Annotated in this window: 15 protein-coding genes; 8 read left to right on the top strand and 7 right to left on the bottom strand. The window is 58.3% G+C overall.

The features are described 5' to 3' along the window. Positions 1 to 21: 21 nt before the first annotated feature. The 4 genes from ACZ5SR_RS15560 to ACZ5SR_RS15545 all read right to left on the bottom strand — a co-directional run bounded on the left by ACZ5SR_RS15560 (position 22) and on the right by ACZ5SR_RS15545 (position 5,248). On the bottom strand, positions 22 to 1,260 hold the full coding sequence (locus ACZ5SR_RS15560) for an MFS transporter (RefSeq protein WP_464449513.1): 1,239 nt from the start codon (positions 1,258 to 1,260) through the stop codon (positions 22 to 24). A 262-nt stretch (positions 1,261 to 1,522) separates the two neighbouring features. After that, positions 1,523 to 3,490, bottom strand: a complete 1,968-nt coding sequence (gene htpG / locus ACZ5SR_RS15555; RefSeq protein ID WP_464449512.1) for a molecular chaperone HtpG — start codon at positions 3,488 to 3,490, stop codon at positions 1,523 to 1,525. Between the two features lie 76 nt (positions 3,491 to 3,566). Continuing rightward, positions 3,567 to 4,475: a pseudouridine synthase gene (locus ACZ5SR_RS15550; RefSeq protein WP_464449511.1), complete on the bottom strand. Its 909-nt coding sequence runs from the start codon at positions 4,473 to 4,475 to the stop codon at positions 3,567 to 3,569. Between the two features lie 65 nt (positions 4,476 to 4,540). Next, a complete protein-coding gene (locus ACZ5SR_RS15545; RefSeq protein ID WP_464449510.1) occupies positions 4,541 to 5,248 on the bottom strand; it encodes a Crp/Fnr family transcriptional regulator in 708 nt (235 codons plus the stop codon). 157 nt (positions 5,249 to 5,405) lie between these two features. Here ACZ5SR_RS15545 and ACZ5SR_RS15540 point away from each other — a divergent pair, with 157 nt between their 5' ends. The 8 genes from ACZ5SR_RS15540 to ACZ5SR_RS15505 all read left to right on the top strand — a co-directional run bounded on the left by ACZ5SR_RS15540 (position 5,406) and on the right by ACZ5SR_RS15505 (position 15,073). Then, entirely contained in the window at positions 5,406 to 7,352 is a 1,947-nt protein-coding gene (locus ACZ5SR_RS15540; protein ID WP_464449509.1) for an AMP-dependent synthetase/ligase, read from the top strand. Continuing rightward, positions 7,349 to 8,131, top strand: coding sequence for an ABC transporter ATP-binding protein (locus ACZ5SR_RS15535; RefSeq protein WP_464449508.1), 783 nt, complete (start codon positions 7,349 to 7,351; stop codon positions 8,129 to 8,131). The genes ACZ5SR_RS15540 and ACZ5SR_RS15535 overlap by 4 nt, the downstream gene beginning before the upstream one ends. 12 nt (positions 8,132 to 8,143) lie before the next feature. Continuing rightward, the gene (locus ACZ5SR_RS15530; protein WP_464449507.1) at positions 8,144 to 9,073 is read left to right on the top strand and encodes a branched-chain amino acid ABC transporter permease; all 930 of its coding nucleotides are present in this window, start codon (positions 8,144 to 8,146) and stop codon (positions 9,071 to 9,073) included. 12 nt (positions 9,074 to 9,085) lie between these two features. Continuing rightward, entirely contained in the window at positions 9,086 to 10,162 is a 1,077-nt protein-coding gene (locus ACZ5SR_RS15525; RefSeq protein ID WP_464449506.1) for a branched-chain amino acid ABC transporter permease, read from the top strand. Between the two features lie 108 nt (positions 10,163 to 10,270). Beyond that, on the top strand, positions 10,271 to 11,608 hold the full coding sequence (locus tag ACZ5SR_RS15520) for an ABC transporter substrate-binding protein (RefSeq protein ID WP_464449505.1): 1,338 nt from the start codon (positions 10,271 to 10,273) through the stop codon (positions 11,606 to 11,608). Between the two features lie 136 nt (positions 11,609 to 11,744). Next, positions 11,745 to 12,554, top strand: a complete 810-nt coding sequence (locus ACZ5SR_RS15515) for an ABC transporter ATP-binding protein (protein ID WP_464449504.1) — start codon at positions 11,745 to 11,747, stop codon at positions 12,552 to 12,554. A 118-nt stretch (positions 12,555 to 12,672) separates the two neighbouring features. Next, entirely contained in the window at positions 12,673 to 13,926 is a 1,254-nt protein-coding gene (locus ACZ5SR_RS15510; RefSeq protein ID WP_464449503.1) for a phenylacetate--CoA ligase family protein, read from the top strand. Between the two features lie 160 nt (positions 13,927 to 14,086). Continuing rightward, positions 14,087 to 15,073 (top strand): tripartite tricarboxylate transporter substrate-binding protein, encoded by a 987-nt coding sequence (locus ACZ5SR_RS15505; RefSeq protein WP_464449502.1) that lies wholly within the window; start codon positions 14,087 to 14,089, stop codon positions 15,071 to 15,073. A 95-nt stretch (positions 15,074 to 15,168) separates the two neighbouring features. On the opposite strand, the gene ACZ5SR_RS15500 is transcribed toward ACZ5SR_RS15505, so the two are convergent. The 3 genes from ACZ5SR_RS15500 to ACZ5SR_RS15490 are packed head-to-tail and all read right to left on the bottom strand — an operon-like array spanning position 15,169 to position 16,875. Beyond that, the gene (locus tag ACZ5SR_RS15500) at positions 15,169 to 15,597 is read right to left on the bottom strand and encodes an ExbD/TolR family protein (protein WP_464449501.1); all 429 of its coding nucleotides are present in this window, start codon (positions 15,595 to 15,597) and stop codon (positions 15,169 to 15,171) included. A 19-nt stretch (positions 15,598 to 15,616) separates the two neighbouring features. Next, complete coding sequence (locus ACZ5SR_RS15495) at positions 15,617 to 16,045, bottom strand: ExbD/TolR family protein (RefSeq protein WP_464449500.1); 429 nt, start codon at positions 16,043 to 16,045, stop codon at positions 15,617 to 15,619. After that, positions 16,045 to 16,875 carry a MotA/TolQ/ExbB proton channel family protein gene (locus tag ACZ5SR_RS15490; protein WP_464449499.1) on the bottom strand — a complete coding sequence of 277 codons (831 nt, stop codon included), beginning with the start codon at positions 16,873 to 16,875 and terminating at the stop codon, positions 16,045 to 16,047. The genes ACZ5SR_RS15495 and ACZ5SR_RS15490 overlap by 1 nt, the downstream gene beginning before the upstream one ends. Positions 16,876 to 16,893 lie beyond the last annotated feature (18 nt).

The raw sequence follows: 16,893 nt of genomic DNA, 5'->3' as shown, positions 1-16,893 counted from the left end.
CCTGAAACTGCGCCTGCATGCTCAGTGTGTGTTGATGCGTTCGGCCCGCCGCACCCGCATGAACAACCAGCTGGCAATGCACAGGTTCAGCAGGTTCCACGCGATGCCATTCAAAAAAGCTGCGTGGTAACTGCCTGTCAGGTCAAATACCCAGCCCGACATCCAGCCGCCCAGCGCCATGCCGAGCAAGGTGGCCATGATCACCGATCCCACGCGGGCACCGGCTTCTTTGGGGTCGAAGTGTTCGCGGATGATGATGGCGTAGGCGGGCACGATGCCGCCCTGAAACAGCCCGAACATGGCCGAGACGATGTACAGCGGTATCATGCCGTCAAAGGGCAAAAACATCAGCAGCGCCACGCCTTGCAAAAACGAGCCCAACAACAAAGTGCGTATGCCGCCAATGCGGTCGCTGATCACGCCAAACACCAGCCGGCTCACGATGCCGCAGGCCAGCATGAGGGAAAGCATCTCGGCCCCGCGTGCCGCGCCAAAACCCAAGTCAGAGCAATACGCCACGATGTGCACTTGCGGCATGGACATGGCCACACAGCAGGCCACACCCGCCACGAACAGCAGGCTTTGGGCATGTGCTGGTTTCAGGCCAAAGGGGCGGCTGCGGTTGACGGGGGTGGCACTGGCGTTGGCCGGTGCTAGGGTCACCAGCGGCGGGCGCTGGCGCATCAACATGGCCAGCAAAAACATGCCTACGCCGCAAAAGACACCCAGCATGATGTAGGTCTGCCGCCAGCCCACCGTCTCCACGCAGTGTTGAACAATGGGCGGCCAAATGGTGCCCGCGATGTAATTGCCGCTGGCGCAAATGGCCACCGCAATGCCGCGACGTCGATTCCACCACAGAGCGGTGTCGGCCATCAGTGGCGCAAAGGTCGATGAACTGCCAATCAGGCCCATCAAGCCGTGCGCCAGACCAAAGGCCCAGATGCTGCCTGACATCCCGGCCCAGATGAAGCCACCACACACGGCCAAAGCGCCTACCCAGAGCACCGGCGTCAGGCCATGGCGGTCGGCCAAGCGGCCTGTGAGCAGGCCGCCCAGGCCTAGGCAAATCATCATCAAGGTGTAGGGCAGTGAGGCATCGGCGCGGCCCACGCCAAACTCGGTTTGCACCGCAGGCAGCACCACCGAGACGATGTACATGCTGCTATTGCCCAGCACCACCAGCCCCAGCGTGGCCAGCAAACGCCAAGCCGCTTGGCGTGAATCAATGAGGGACGGGTCTGCAGGTGTGGTGTTCATCGGGGCAATTTAGCCGATGAGTGGGTGGTGGTGTTGTCTTGTGGGTTACTGGTCTTGGATGATTGGCTGGCACCCTTGAGATGTCACCCAGCACTGTTGATGTGCCACTGGGGGCTGCTGAAGTGTCTGCCAAGTCTGTTGAAGTTTCAGCCAGGGCTGTTGATATGTCACCCCGGGCCTGACCCGGGGTCCATCTTCTCTGTCTTGGTTAAGACACTGTGCTGCATGTATCCCGGAACAGGTCCGGGATGACAGGGTGCGATCAGCTCAGCAAGGCATTCACCCGCTTCACATAAGCCGCAGGGTCTGCGGGCAAGCCGCCTTCGGCCAGCAGGGCTTGGTCGAACAGGATGTGGGCCAGGTCGTGGAAGTGCACCGAGCCATCGAGCTTTTTGACCAGCGCGTGCTCGGGGTTGACTTCGAGCACGGGCTTGACTTCAGGGGCTTGTTGCCCGGCTTGCTTGAGCATGCGGGCCAGTTGCATGCTCATGCCGTCGTCGGTCACCACCAGGCAGGCAGGGCTGTCCACCAGGCGGCTGGTCACGCGCACATCTTCGGCTTTGTCTTTGAGCGCTTCTTTGAGTTTGGCCAGCACGGGTTTGAAGGTTTCGGCCGCGTCTTCGGCGGCTTTCTTTTCTTCTTCGTCTTGCAGCTTGCCCAGGTCAAACGCGCCCTTGGCCACGCTTTGCAGCGGTGTGCCGTCAAACTCGTGCACAAAGTTCAGTGCCCACTCGTCCACGCGGTCGGTCATCAGCAGGACTTCGATGCCTTTTTTCTTGAAGACTTCGAGTTGTGGACTGTTCTTGGCGGCGGCCAGGGTGTCGGCGGTGATGTAGTAGATGGCGTCCTGGCCTTCTTTCATGCGGGCTTTGTAGTCGGCAAAGCTGACGCTCACGGTGTCGCTGGTGGTGGATGCAAAACGCAGCAGCTTGGACAGACGGTCTTTGTTGCCAAAGTCTTCGCCCAAGCCTTCTTTGAGCACCGCGCCGAACTCGGCGTAGAACTTGGAGTACTGGCCCAGCTTGGCTTTGTCTTCGTCACTCAGAACGTCTGTGACGCCTTCTTGGGCTTCTGGTTCTTTGTCGTGTTTGGCCAGGTCTTCCAGCATCGACAACACACGTTTCGTGCAACCTTCGCGTATGGCTTTGACATCGCGGCTTTCTTGCAGCAGTTCGCGGCTCACGTTCAGGGGCAGGTCGGCCGAGTCCACCACGCCTTTCACAAAGCGCAGGTAGCTGGGCATCAGTGCTTCGGCTTCGTCCATGATGAACACGCGCTTCACATACAGCTTGATGCCCGCCTTCTTGTCGCGGTTCCACAGGTCTTGTGGGGCTTTGCTCGGGATGTAGAGCAGCTGGGTGTATTCGGTGCTGCCTTCCACGCGGTTGTGCGTCCAGGTCAGCGGGGCTTCAAAGTCGCGGCTGATCTGTTTGTAGAAGTCGGCGTACTGCTCGTCGGTGATGTCTTTTTTGGGGCGGGTCCACAAGGCGCTGGCTTTGTTGATGGTTTCCCATTCGCCGGTCTTGACCATACCGCCAGGTTTGCGGCCGGCTTCTTCGTTGCTCGGGTCGATCAGTTCGCCGTCTTGCCACTCTTCCTTTTCCATCAGGATGGGCAGGCTGATGTGGTCGGAGTATTTGCCGACGATTTCCTTGAGCTTCCAGGTGTTGGCGTACTCCAGCGCTTCTTCGCGCAGGTGCAAGATCACGCTGGTACCGCGTTCGGCGCGGGTGATGGTCTCGACCTCAAAGTCGCCGGTGCCACCGCTGATCCAGCGCACGCCTTCGGCCGCTGCTGCGCCCGCACGGCGGGTTTCGACGGTGATTTTTTCAGCGACGATGAAGCCCGAGTAAAAGCCCACACCGAACTGGCCAATCAGCTGCGCGTCCGACTTCTGGTCGCCGCTCAGCTTGCTCATGAAGTCCTTGGTGCCGCTCTTGGCGATGGTGCCCAGGTGGTCAATGGCTTCTTGCGCCGTCATGCCGATGCCGTTGTCGGTGATGGTGAGCGTCTTGGCGGCTTTGTCAAACGACAGGCGCACTTGCAATTCGGGCGCATCTTCGTACAGGCCGTTGTTGTTGAGCGCTTCAAAGCGCAGTTTGTCGCAGGCGTCCGAGGCGTTGGAGATCAGCTCGCGCAAAAAGATCTCTTGGTTGGAGTACAGCGAATGCGTGACCAAGTGCAGCAGTTGTGCGACTTCGGCCTGAAAGGCATGGGTTTGTTTGCTCATAGCGGTTCAACAGTTAAAAAGATCAGAAAACAAGAACGCCCCACAGCTTGGGGCGTTGTGGGTGAATTTCAAGAGGTCAAAAAGACTCGTTCGGCCCCAAATACCGCCACGTTCCTGCAGGCATTTGCCCCAATTGCACGCCGCCCATGCGGATTCGCTTGAGGCCCACGACTTTCAGACCGACTTGTTCACACATACGCCGGATCTGGCGCTTCTTGCCTTCGGTCAGCACAAAGCGCAGCTGTTCGGGGTTTTGCCAGTCCACTTTGGCAGGCTTGAGGGGTTTGCCGTCCAGGCTCAGGCCATGGCGCAGGCGCTCGAGCAGCGCTTTGGGGAAGACGGATTGCACGTTGGCGCTCACGCGGTCGAAGTCGCCAATGGCGGTGAGCTGGTTGGCTTTGCCGCCATAAGTGGCGGAGGCGGCAGTGGCGGCGGCGGTGTTTTCGTGGCCGGTGTAGGCCACGCGTACCAAATACTCTTTTTCCATCTCCGAGTCTTCGCCGATCAGCTGACGCGCCACGCGGCCGTCTTGCGTCAGCACCAACAAACCGGTGGAGTCGATGTCCAGACGTCCGGCCGGGGCCAAGCCGCGCAGGTGGGGCGGGGTGAAGCGCAGCTTGGACGGGTCACCGCCCCAGTGGCTGCGCGGGTTGATGAGGGTGATGGCAGGTTCGTGCCCGTCTTCGGCCTGGCCGCTCACATAGCCCATGGGCTTGTGCAAAAGAATAGTCACTTGCCGGTCTTGCTGTTGCTCGGCAGCTTTGTCGATGGTGATGCGGTCCGACAGCGTGACCTGCTGGCCCATGCTGGCGGGCAGGCCGTTGACCATCACCCAGCCTTGCTCGATCCAGGCGTCGGCTTCGCGGCGCGAGCACATGCGCAGCTCGGCCATGCGTTTGTTCAGGCGCGAGGTGCCGCTGGGCGCGGCCGTTTCGCCTTTGCCTTCGGGTCGAGGGGCGCGTTTGAATGCGGGGGGCTGTGTCATGTGCGGTATGAAGAGGGGCGGAAATGGGCCGAATCGGCCGGAGGCCAATTGTCCCTCTTTTCAACTCAAAACTGCGCAGTGCGCAGCCCTTGCAAATCCAGGATGCGCAGCCCGCCGTATTCGATGCGAATCAGCTGGCGCGCTTCCAAGACTTTCAGTGCTTCGTTCACGCGTTGTCGCGACAAACCTACCAAGTAGGCCAGCTCTTGCTGCGTGATGCGCAGCACTTCGCCCACACCAGAAAACAGCACGGGGTTGAACAAGGTGGCCAGGTGCCGGGCCAAACGCAGCTCGGGGTTGTTCATGCGGTCGAGTTCTCGGGCCGCGATGAACTGGCCCAGCCGCTCGTTGAGTTGCTGCATGATGAAGCGGTTAAAACCCAATGAGTGGTCGATCAACCAGTGAAAAGTTTCCAGCGGCAGGCCTGCCACCACGCTGGGACGCAATGGCTGAATGTTGTAACGATAAACCTCGCGTTTCAGTGCTGTTCCTTCTCCGAACCAGCCGCCGGGCGGCACCCCGGTGAAGGTGATGCTCTGACCGCTTTCGCTGTCACTGCTCATTTTGAGCAGCCCGGAAATCACGCCAAACCAGAAAGTCACGGGTCGACCGATGCGGCATACATAGTCGCCGACCTGTGGGTCGCTGACCACCAGTTGCGGCACGATCTCCAGTTGCTCTTGCGTGCTCAGCAGGTGCAGCCAAGGGATCTCTTTGAGTTCGGCTTCTGTCGGTGCGCGGCGGCGCTGGTAAACACTGTTTTCTTTGGCCATGGCGTTTGTTTGAGTGTCAGCTGACGGTCAGTTGGGCTAGGGGTCTTCCCTGAATTGTCGTCCAAACGACAACTTGGCGTCAAATGACTGCCTACGATCCGCTTCAAGTTCAGTCGCATTGCATTCAATGCGCCGTTTTTTTGAGACAGGTCAGGTCATGCAAACAACGTTTCCCCGTTTGATGCTCAAGCACGCTGCCGAGCGCCCCACAGCGCCCGCACTGCGCGAGAAAGAATATGGCATTTGGCAAACCACCAGCTGGTCGGATTTGGCCAGCCTGGTCCAGTCTGTCGCCTGTGGCTTGCACCAGGCAGGCCTGCAGCGCGGCGAGCACCTGATCGTGGTGGGCTCTAACCGTCCGCGCCTGTACGCCACCATGTTGGCCGCGCAGTCGCTGGGTGCGATTCCGGTGCCGCTTTACCAAGATGCCGCCGCTGCCGAATGCGTGTTCCCCATCACCAACGCCGAAGTGCGGTTTTGTGTGGTGGAAGACCAGGAACAGGTCGACAAGATGCTGGAAGTGCGCGAGCAATGCCCGCAGCTGACCCACATTTACTACGACGACCCACGTGGTCTGCGCAAGTACACCGAAGACGGCTTGGGCTCGCTCGAAGAACTGATCGCAGCCGGTGGCGTGTTTGCCCAGCAGCATCCGCAGTTTTTCAGCGAGGAAGTTGAAAAAGCGGCCCACACCGATGTGGCGGCCATGTTCTTCACGTCCGGCACTACGGGCAACCCCAAGGGTGTGGTGCACACCCACAGCTCCTTGATTGACCGCGCCGATGCCGGTGCCGAATTCGACAAGCTGACCAGCGCCGAAGACGTGCTGGCCTACATGCCGCCCGCCTGGATCGGCCAAAACATCTTCAGTTACGCGCAGTGGCTGGTGTGTGGCTACGTGGTCAACTGTCCCGAGTCGGCGGCCACCGTGACCATCGACTTGAAGGAAATTGGCCCCACTTATTACTTTGCGCCACCCCGTGTGTTCGAAGGCATGCTGACCAGCGTGATGATCCGCATGGAAGACGCGGGGGCATTCAAGCGCAAGCTCTTCCACCACTTCATGGGGGTGGCCAAAAAAGTGGGCCCCGCCTTGATGGACGGTCAGTCGGTCGGCCTGATGGACCGCTTGGTGTATGGCTTGGGCAACCTCATGGTCTACGGCCCTTTGCGCAACAACATGGGCTTCAGCCGCGTGCGCGTGGCCTACACCGCTGGCGAGGCGATTGGCCCCGATCTGTTCACCTTCTTCCGCTCGATCGGCGTGAACATCAAGCAGCTGTATGGCTCGACCGAAACGGCCGTGTTCGTGTGCCTGCAACCCGACAACGAAGCACGCGCTGACACGGTGGGCGTGCCGTGCAAAGGTGTGGAGATCAAGGTGGCCGACAACGGCGAAATTTTGGTCAAGTCGCCTGGTTTGCTCAAGGGTTACTACAAAAACCAGAAGGCCACCGACGAAGTGCTGACAGCCGACGGTTGGTACCACACCAGCGATGCGGGCTTCATCGACAGCCACGGCCACTTGAAGATCATCGACCGCGTCAAAGACGTGGGCCGCATCCAAGGCGGTGCCAACGACGGCGCCATGTTTGCACCCAAATACGTCGAGAACAAACTCAAGTTTTTCCCTTTCATCAAAGAGGTGGTGGCTTACGGTGACCAGCGCGAAAAAGTCTGCGTCATGCTCAACATCGACTTTGATGCCGTGGGCAACTGGGCCGAGCGCCGTAACCTGTCTTACGCGGGTTACACCGACCTGGCCCAAAAGCCCGAGGTGTACCAGCTCATCCAGGAGTGCGTGGAAAAGGTCAACGCCGATCTGGCCGAGGACGCCTTGCTGGCGGGCAGCCAAGTTTCGCGCTTTTTGGTCCTGCACAAAGAGTTGGATGCCGACGATGGCGAACTCACTCGAACCAACAAGGTCCGCCGTGGGTTCATCGCCGACAAATACAAACCCTTGGTGGATGGCCTGTATGGGGGCAAAGCCGAGCAGTTCATTGAGACGGTGGTCAAGTTTGAAGACGGCCGCACCGGCAGCGTGAGTGCCACGCTCAAGATTTCCGACGCCAAAACATTCACACCCGTGAAGGCAGCAGCATGACCAAAAAAATCGGCGACGTCATTCTGGACGTCAACAACATCAGTTTGCGCTTCGGCGGCGTGAAGGCGCTGACCGATATCTCGTTCAACGTGCGCGAGCACGAAGTGCGCGCCATCATTGGCCCCAACGGTGCAGGCAAAAGCTCGATGCTCAACTGCATCAACGGGGTTTACACCCCGCAAGAGGGCAGCATCACCTTCCGTGGCCAAAAGTTTGACCACATGAACAGCCGCCAAGTGGCGGAGATGGGCATTGCCCGCACCTTCCAAAACTTGGCTTTGTTCAAGGGCATGAGCGTGATCGACAACATCATGACCGGCCGCAACTTGCACATCAAGAGCAACTTGTTCATGCAAGCCTTGCGCATTGGTCCCGCCCAGCGTGAGGAAGAAGAGCACCGCGAATTTGTCGAGCACATCATCGACTTTCTGGAGATCCAGGCCTTTCGCAAAACACCCGTAGGCCAGCTGCCTTATGGTCTGCAAAAGCGCGTCGACTTGGGCCGTGCCCTGGCCATGGAGCCCAAGGTGCTCTTGCTCGACGAACCCATGGCGGGCATGAACATGGAAGAAAAGCAGGACATGTGCCGCTTCATTCTGGATGTGAACGACGAGTTCGGCACCACCATCGTGTTGATCGAACACGACATGGGTGTGGTGATGGACATTTCTGACCGTGTGGTGGTGCTGGACTACGGCAAAAAAATCGGCGACGGGACTCCCGAAGAAGTGCGCAACAACGAAGAAGTGATCAGTGCCTATTTGGGCACCAGCCACTGAGGAGAACAAGACATGGCATTTTTCCTGGAAGCTCTTTTTGGTGGCCTCATGGCGGGCATGCTCTATGCGCTGGTGGCCTTGGGCTTTGTGCTCATTTTCAAGGCCTCGGGCGTGTTCAACTTCGCGCAAGGCGCGATGGTGTTGTTTGCGGCCTTGGCGATGGCGCGTTTTTCCGAATGGATTCCCGGCTGGCTGGGCATCGAAGACAAGTTCTTGGGCAACCTGATCGCCTTTGCGTTGTCGGCTGTCGTGATGTTTGCCTTGGCTTGGCTGATCGAGCGCTTGGTGTTGCGCCACTTGGTCAACCAGGAAGGCGTGACTTTGCTGATGGCCACGTTGGGCATCACCTATTTCCTGGACGGCTTGGGTCAGACCATCTTTGGCAGCGCCATTTATCAAATTGATGTCGGCATGCCGAAAGAACCCGTCTTTCTTTTCCAGTCCGTTTTTGATGGCGGGGTTTTGATCAGCCTGGAAGACGTTTATGCCGCATGCATTGCAGCTTTGCTGGTGGTGGTTTTGTCGCTGTTCTTCCAAAAAACCAGCACTGGCCGTGCCTTACGTGCTGTGGCCGACGACCACCAAGCGGCGCAGTCGATCGGTATTCCTCTCAATCGCATTTGGGTGATCGTCTGGTTTGTTGCCGGTATCACCGCCTTGGTGGCCGGCATCATCTGGGGCTCTAAGTTGGGTGTGCAGTTTTCGCTGACCACGGTGGCTTTGCGTGCCTTGCCCGTCATCATTTTGGGTGGCCTGACCTCGGTGCCTGGCGCCATCATTGGTGGCCTGATCATCGGTGTGGGTGAGAAGTTGTCCGAGGTGTACCTCGGACCCTATGTGGGCGGTGGCATCGAGATCTGGTTTGCTTATGTGCTGGCGCTGGTGTTCTTGCTGTTCCGTCCGCAAGGCCTGTTCGGCGAAAAAATCATCGACCGCGTGTGAGGAGAGAAAAACATGTTTTACAGAGAAAACGGTCAGTACAAGACCTCTTACCGCAGCGACCAGCAAATTTTTGCGATTGCGCAAGACCGCTGGGCCATTTTGGCGCTCATCGCTTTCGCTTTCATCGGTGTGCCCTTCTTGGCCGATGAGTACATGTTTCGCGCCATCTTGGTGCCCTTCCTTATTCTGTCTTTGGCCGCTTTGGGGGTGAACATTCTGGTCGGTTATTGCGGTCAGATTTCATTGGGTTCTGGCGCATTCATGGCTGTGGGGGCTTACATGGCCTACAACACCTATGTTCGTATTGAAGGCATGCCCCTGATTGTGGCCCTGCTGGCTGGGGGCTTTTTTGCCACGGTGGTAGGTATCTTTTTCGGTATTCCCAGCTTGCGCGTCAAGGGCCTGTATTTGGCGGTGGCCACACTGGCAGCTCAATTTTTCTGTGACTGGGCTTTCAGCCGGATCAATTGGTTCACGAACAACAGTTCGTCCGGTTCGGTGGCCGTATCCGACTTGCAAGTCATGGGCTGGGTGGTCGATACGCCCGTTGAAAAATACCTGTTCTGTCTGGCTTTCTTGGTTGTCTTTGGTTTGTTGGCCAAAAACCTGGTCCGCTCGGCCATTGGTCGCGAATGGATGGCGATCCGGGACATGGACGTGGCCGCTGCGGTGATCGGCATTCGGCCGGTTTACGCCAAGCTCAGTGCTTTTGCCGTGAGCTCATTCATCGTGGGTGTGGCCGGCGGGTTGTGGGGCTTTGTGCACCTGGGTTCGTGGGAGCCAGCGGCTTTCTCGATTGACCGATCCTTTCAGCTGTTGTTCATGGTCATCATCGGTGGCATGGGCTCCATCATGGGCAGCTTTTTTGGTGCGGCTTTCATTGTGATCCTGCCGATTTTCCTGAACCAGTTTTTGCCAGCTGTAGGGGCTGTGATTGGGGTGGAGATTTCCACCGCAGCGGTCTCTCATGCCGAGTACATGATCTTTGGTGCGTTGATTGTCTGGTTCTTGATTGCAGAACCCCACGGTTTAGCCAAGCTGTGGAGCATTACCAAACAGAAGTTGCGGTTGTGGCCCTTCCCGCACTGAGCAGTGAGGGTGTGTGCAAGCCAACTGTTTGCAGTCAGCTTGGCACATATTCACTGTTCAAATGATGGGCGCATTGATTTTTTTAACACGATTGAAGGAGACAGTTCGATGAAACTCAAAAAGTTAGCTTTGCTGGCCACTTTGGCCTGTGCAGGTTTGTCTGCCGTGGTGACAAGCACAGCCGTGATGGCGCAAGCCAAGGTCCAGTTTTTCCCCAGTTTGACGGGTCGCACCGGGCCGGTAGCTCCCAACGCTACACCATTTGCCAATGGTTACGCCGACTACATGAAATTGGTGAACCTGCGCGGTGGCATCAACGGTGTGCAAACCTTGGTGGAAGAGTGTGAAACTGCTTACGCCACGGACCGCGGTGTTGAGTGCTACGAACGCCTCAAGGGCAAGCACGGTGGTGCCACCGTGTTCCAACCCCTGTCCACGGGCATCACATTTGCGTTGACCGAAAAAATCCCAGGTGACAAGATCCCCATGATCACATCGGGCTACGGTCGCAGTGACTCGGCAGACGGTGGCGTTTTCAAGTGGAACTTCCCCTTGATTGGTCACTACTGGGTCGCCGGTGACGTGCTCTTGCAGCACATTGCCAAGCAAGCCGGTGGTTGGGACAAACTCAAAGGCAAAAAAATTGCCGTGGGTTACCACGACAGTCCATTTGGCAAGGAGTTGCTGCCCATCGTGCAAGAGCGTGCCGCTACGCATGGCTTTACCCTGCAGTTGTTGCCTATTCCCGCGCCCGGTGTGGAGCAAAAAGCCATCTGGCTCCAAATCCGCCAGCAACGCCCTGACTACGTGATGTTGCAAACATGGGGCGTGATGACCGCCACTTCCATCAAGGAGGCTGTGGCCACCGGTTACCCCCGCGAAAAGATGTTTGGCACTTGGTGGTCGGGTGCTGAACCAGACCTCAAGGACATCGGTGCTGCCGCCAAAGGCTACAACGCCGTCATGATGCAGCATGGCGCTGAACCTCAGTCTGATGTGGTCAAGGAAATCTTGGCCAAAGTCCACAACAAGGGACAAGGCACAGGCCCCAAGGCAGAAGTGGGTGAAGTGCTCTACATGCGCGGCGTGGTTGGTGCCATGTTGGCCGTTGAAGGTGTGCGCCAAGCACAAGAGAAGTACGGCAAGGGCAAATGGGTCAGCCCAGAGCAGGCACGTTGGGGTTATGAAAACCTCAACTTGACACAGGCCAAGTTGGATGCCTTGGGCTTCAAAGGCGTGATGCGTCCCGTGTCCACCTCTTGCGCGGACCACATGGGTTCAGCTTGGGCGCGTGTCCACACTTGGGATGGCAGCAAGTTTGTCTGGGCCTCCGACTGGTTGCAGGCTGATGAGCAAATCATCAAGCCGCTGGTCAAAGCTTCGGCCGAAAAATACGCTGGTGAGAAAAAGCTGACACGCCGCACCCCTGCGGATTGCCAGTCCTGATCGGTGAACAGCCCGCTGCGCAAGCGGCGGGCTGCAGTTGCAAGGTGGTTCACGCCATCGGCAACGGCCAAATGAAACCTTTGCGTGCAGCGGTTTCATTTGGCTTGAACCCCCAGAATTTGAAAAGGCACAGTCCATGAGCGACAAAAACATTGTTCTGAACGTCAATGGCATCGAAGTCATTTACAACCACGTCATCCTGGTGCTCAAGGGCGTGTCCTTGCAGGTGCCCGAACAAGGCATCGTGGCATTGCTTGGCGGCAACGGCGCTGGCAAGACCACCACGCTGCGCGCCATCTCCAACTTGTTGCAAGGCGAGCGTGGTGCGGTGACCAAGGGTTCCATTGAGCTGCGCGGCGAGCGCATCGAAAACCTCTCGCCTGCCGATTTGGTCAACCGGGGCGTGGTGCAGGTCATGGAAGGCCGCCACTGCTTTGCCCACCTGACCATCGAAGAAAACCTGATGACCGGCAGCTACACCCGCACCAGCAAGGGCGAAATCGCTGCCAACTTGGACAAGGTCTACACCTACTTCCCGCGTTTGAAAACCCGCCGCACCTCGCAAGCCGCCTACACCTCGGGCGGTGAGCAGCAGATGTGCGCCATTGGCCGCGCCTTGATGACCAACCCCAACATGGTGCTGCTGGACGAGCCTTCCATGGGCCTGGCCCCGCAGATCGTGGAAGAAGTGTTCAACATCGTGAAAGATTTGAACGAGAAGGAAAAAGTCACCTTCCTGATCGCCGAGCAGAACACCAACATGGCCCTGAAATACGCCGACTATGGCTACATCATGGAGTCGGGCCGCATCGTGATGGACGGCGCGGCCGAAGACCTGCGCACCAACGAAGACGTGAAAGAGTTTTACCTGGGCATGGGTGGCGGTGAACGCAAGAGTTTCAAGGACGTGAAGAGCTACAAGCGCCGCAAGCGCTGGTTGGCCTGAGGGTTCGGACGCAGGATTTATTCCTTGTGGGAGCGCGCCCCTGCGCGCGAATGGATCGCCCACAGCATTGTTTTTTTGCACGCAGGGGCGTGTCCCCCTAATGACCTGCACAGTCCCTATGACGCATTACGACGCTCTCGAAACCCGTACCCCACAAGCGCGTGAGGCCGCCTTGATGGCTGCCTTGCCCGCGCAAGTCGCCCACGCCAAGGCCCACGCCACCGCCTTTGCCGATTTGCTCAAAGACGTGGACGCTGCCGGCGTCAACAGCCGCGCTGCGCTGGCCCAATTGCCGGTGATTCGCAAATACGAATTGCTCGAACGCCAGAAAGCCTCGCGTGCTGCAGGCGGCAATGTGTTCGGTGGTTTCAGCACCCTGGGTTTTGGCCAAGGCATGACCCGCGTGTTTGCCAGCCCCGGCACGATTTACGAACCCGAAGGCACCCGCGCCGATTACTGGCGCATGGCCCGCACCATGTTTGCAGCGGGTTTTCGCCCTGGCGAGTTGATCCACAACTGCTTCAGCTACCACTTCACGCCTGCAGGTTCCATGATGGAAACCGGCGCCCATGCTTTGGGTTGCACCGTGTTTCCAGGCGGCATTGGCCAGACCGAGCAGCAAGTGACGGCCATGGCTGAACTGCAACCAGCAGGCTATATCGGCACGCCCAGTTTCCTGAAAATCATCATCGAAAAAGCCGCCGAGATGGGCGTGCCTTTGCCCAGCGTGCGCAAAGCGCTGGTGTCGGGCGAGGCCTTTCCGCCCAGCCTGCGCGAATGGATGACGGCGCACGGCGTTGATGCTTACCAGTGCTATGCCACAGCCGATGTCGGCTTGATCGCTTACGAAACCGCTTCGCGTGAGGGCTTGGTGCTGGACGAAGGCGTGATCGTTGAGATCGTGCGCCCCGGCACCGGCGACCCGGTGCCTGAGGGTGAGGTGGGCGAGTTGGTCATCACCACGCTCAACCCCGATTACCCCTTGATCCGTTTTGGTACAGGTGATTTGTCGGCCATCTTGCCGGGCACCTGCCCCACGGGCCGAACCGGTCAGCGCATCAAAGGCTGGATGGGCCGCGCCGACCAGACCACCAAGATCCGGGGCATGTTTGTGCACCCCGGTCAGGTGGCCGAGATCGTCAAACGCTTCCCCGAAGTGAGCAAAGCCCGTCTGGTGGTGACCGGCGAAATGGCCAATGACCAGATGGCCTTGCATGTAGAGACCGATCACTTGAGCGATGAGGCCCTCAAGGCGCGGGTGTCTGAGGCGGTACGTGATGTGACCAAGCTGCGAGGCGAGGTCCATCTGGTGAAGTCCGGCAGCCTGGCCAATGACGGCAAGGTGATCGAAGACGCCAGAAGCTACCAGTAAGGCGTTGGTTTGCACGACTTGTGCGCCACGATGACATTTCGGCGTGCGCGCAATTCCTTAATCAAATCAAGGCCATACAAGGGTTTGCCGCTAAGTAGTTTCCGCGATTTCGTGACACTCTTGAAGTTTTAAACTGTTCGTTCAATTTTAGGAGTGTTAGATGAAGCAATGGATCGCTCTGGCCGCTTTGGCCGCTGTCTCTGTGGGTGCACAAGCCCAAACTTTCCCCGGTACCAAGCCGATTTCCATCGTCGTGCCCTTCACCGCTGGAGGCCCTACTGACCGTGTGGCACGCGACTTGGCCGAAGCCATGCGTAAGCAAGTGCCCGGCAGTAACTTTGTGGTCGAAAACGCGGCTGGCGCTGGCGGCACGATCGGCGCGACCAAAGTGGCCAAGGCGGCACCTGATGGCCACACTTTGTTGTTGTTCCACATTGGCATGGCTGCAACACCTGCGCTGTATCGCAAAATTGCTTACAAACCACTGGAAGATTTCGAGTTCTTGGGCATGGTCAATGATGTGCCGATGACACTGATCGGCAAGCCCCAGTTGCCTGCCAACACTTACCGCGACTTCGAAAACTACATCCGCGCCAATGCAGGCAAGTTGAACATTGCCCACGCGGGCTTGGGTTCAGCTTCGCACATCTGTGGCCTCTTGTGGCAGTCCAACTTGCAGACCAAAGACGCGATGACCACCATCCCGTTTGGCGGCACTGCACCCGCCATGACTGCCCTGATCGGCGGCCAGGTCGATGTGATGTGTGACCAAACCACCAACACCACCCAGCAAATCGAAGGCGGTCGTGTCAAAGCTTTTGCCGTGACCACTGCCAAGCCTTTGAGCACACACCCCGTGCTCAAACACTACCCCAGCTTGCAAGAAATGGGTTTGAAGGGCTTCAACCTGACCATCTGGCACGGTTTGTATGCCCCCAAAGGCACGCCTGCAGCGATCACCAAGACGCTCAATGAAGCCTTGAAGAAAGCCCTGAAAGACCCTGAGTTCATCAAGAAGAACGAAGGTCTGGGCGCTTTGGTGGTGAACGACAAGCGCGTCGAACCTGAAGAGCATAAGAAGTTTGTGGCCGCCGAAATGATCAAGATCAAAGCGGCAGTTGACGCTGGCGGCAAATACGCCGACTGATCTCGCCTCAGCTCATGAAAAAGCCGCTCCTTGGAGCGGCTTTTTCTTTGGAGGTTGATCGTTTTGGGTGCTGTGCAAGATGCTGCAGGGGCCTGTCAGTTGGCGAACTGCTCGGTGCCCACAATACCCAGCTTGGTCAGTCCCAACCGCTGCGCACTGACCAGTACGGCGGCAGAAGCTTCGTATTTGGCTTTGGCGTGCGAGCGGATGTGCAGCTCCGGTTGGGGCTGCAATTGGGCCGCCTCGGCAAGTCGAGCCTCCAAGGCTTGTCGGTCGCTGAGCAACTGACCATTCCAGCGCAGGCTGGCGTCGGCGTCGATGTCCAGCCGTATCACCACAGGGTCCTGCTTTTTCTCAGCAGTGGCGGCCACGGGCATGTCCAGATTGACCGAGTGCAATTGGGCCGGGATGGTGATGATCAACATGATGATCAGCACCAGCATCACGTCAATCAGGGGCGTGGTGTTGATGTCCATCATCACTTCGGGTTCGTCGCTGCTGCCGGAGCCCAGATTCATGGCCATGGTGTTGTCCTTGGGGTTTTCAGCGGGTCGGATCGGTGATAAAGCCGACCTGGGTGATGCCTGCGCGTTGAACCGCATACATGACGCGGCCCACCGATTCGAAAGCGCTTTGCGCGTCCCCTCGGATCTGCACATCGGGCTGGGGTTGCATGGCGGCAAATTTCTTCAACCGACCGACCAGTTCTGCCGGGGTTTTGACGGGGGTGTCGTACAAAAAGATCTGCCCTGCTTGGTTGACCGAGATGATCACCGTGTCGGGTTTGGCTTCCCGCACCATGTTGGTTTCTTTGGGCAGGTCCACCTTGATCGAGGTGGTGACGACCGGGATGGTGATCAGAAAAATGATCAACAGCACCAACATCACATCCACCAGCGGTGTGGTGTTGATGGTGCCGATGACCTCGTCATCGTCCTGTGCGCCCAGCGTGGGGCCAAGGTTCATGGCCATTATTTTTTGTCCGAGGCCAGCAGCACGGCGTGCAAGTCGGCACCAAAGGCATTGACTTCATCCATGGCCGCTTTGTTGCGGCGCACCAACCAGTTGTAGCCCAGCACCGCAGGCACGGCCACCGCCAGACCAATGGCGGTCATGATCAGCGCCTCGCCGACAGGACCGGCCACTTTGTCGATGCTGGCCTGACCCGACATGCCAATCTTGACCAGGGCGTGGTAGATGCCCCAGACGGTGCCGAACAAACCCACAAATGGGGCGGTGGAGCCCACGGTGGCCAGAACCGCCAGACCGTTTTGCATGCGGCTTTGCACAGTGCCCATGGCCCGATGCAGCGCCATCGTGACCCAGGTGTTGAAGTCCACATTGCCCAGCAAACCTTGGTGCTTGGACGCGCCCTCCAGACCTTTTTCAGCGATGAAGCGGAAGGGGCTGTCCGCTTCCAGAGCGTCGGCCGCTTGACGTACAGAGCCTGCCGTCCAGAAGTTTTCTTGTGCGGTTTTGGCAAATCGGTGCAATTTGTTTTGTTCGGTGAACTTGGTGAAGATCACATACCAGCTGCCCATGCTCATGAGCACCAAAATCAGCAGCGTGCCTTTGGCCACAGCGTCGCCTTGCGCCCAAAGGGCGCTCAGGCCATAAGGGTTGGCGTCGGCCGTCTGTGTGTCGGCTGTCGAGGTCGCTGTGGGCGGCGTTGCCACCGTGGTTGTCACCGCCGGTGGGGCCACGTTGTCTTCTTTGTTGGGCGCTGCCAGGCTGTGGCCGCAGACCAGCAGGCTGGCCAGCCATGTAGCGACCATCAAGGTGTTTTTCAGGGCAGTGATCATGTGGTGATTTCCTTTGCG

This window comes from Limnohabitans sp. TEGF002 (assembly GCF_055395845.1).
This window is presented reverse-complemented; position numbering and strand designations above follow the sequence as displayed.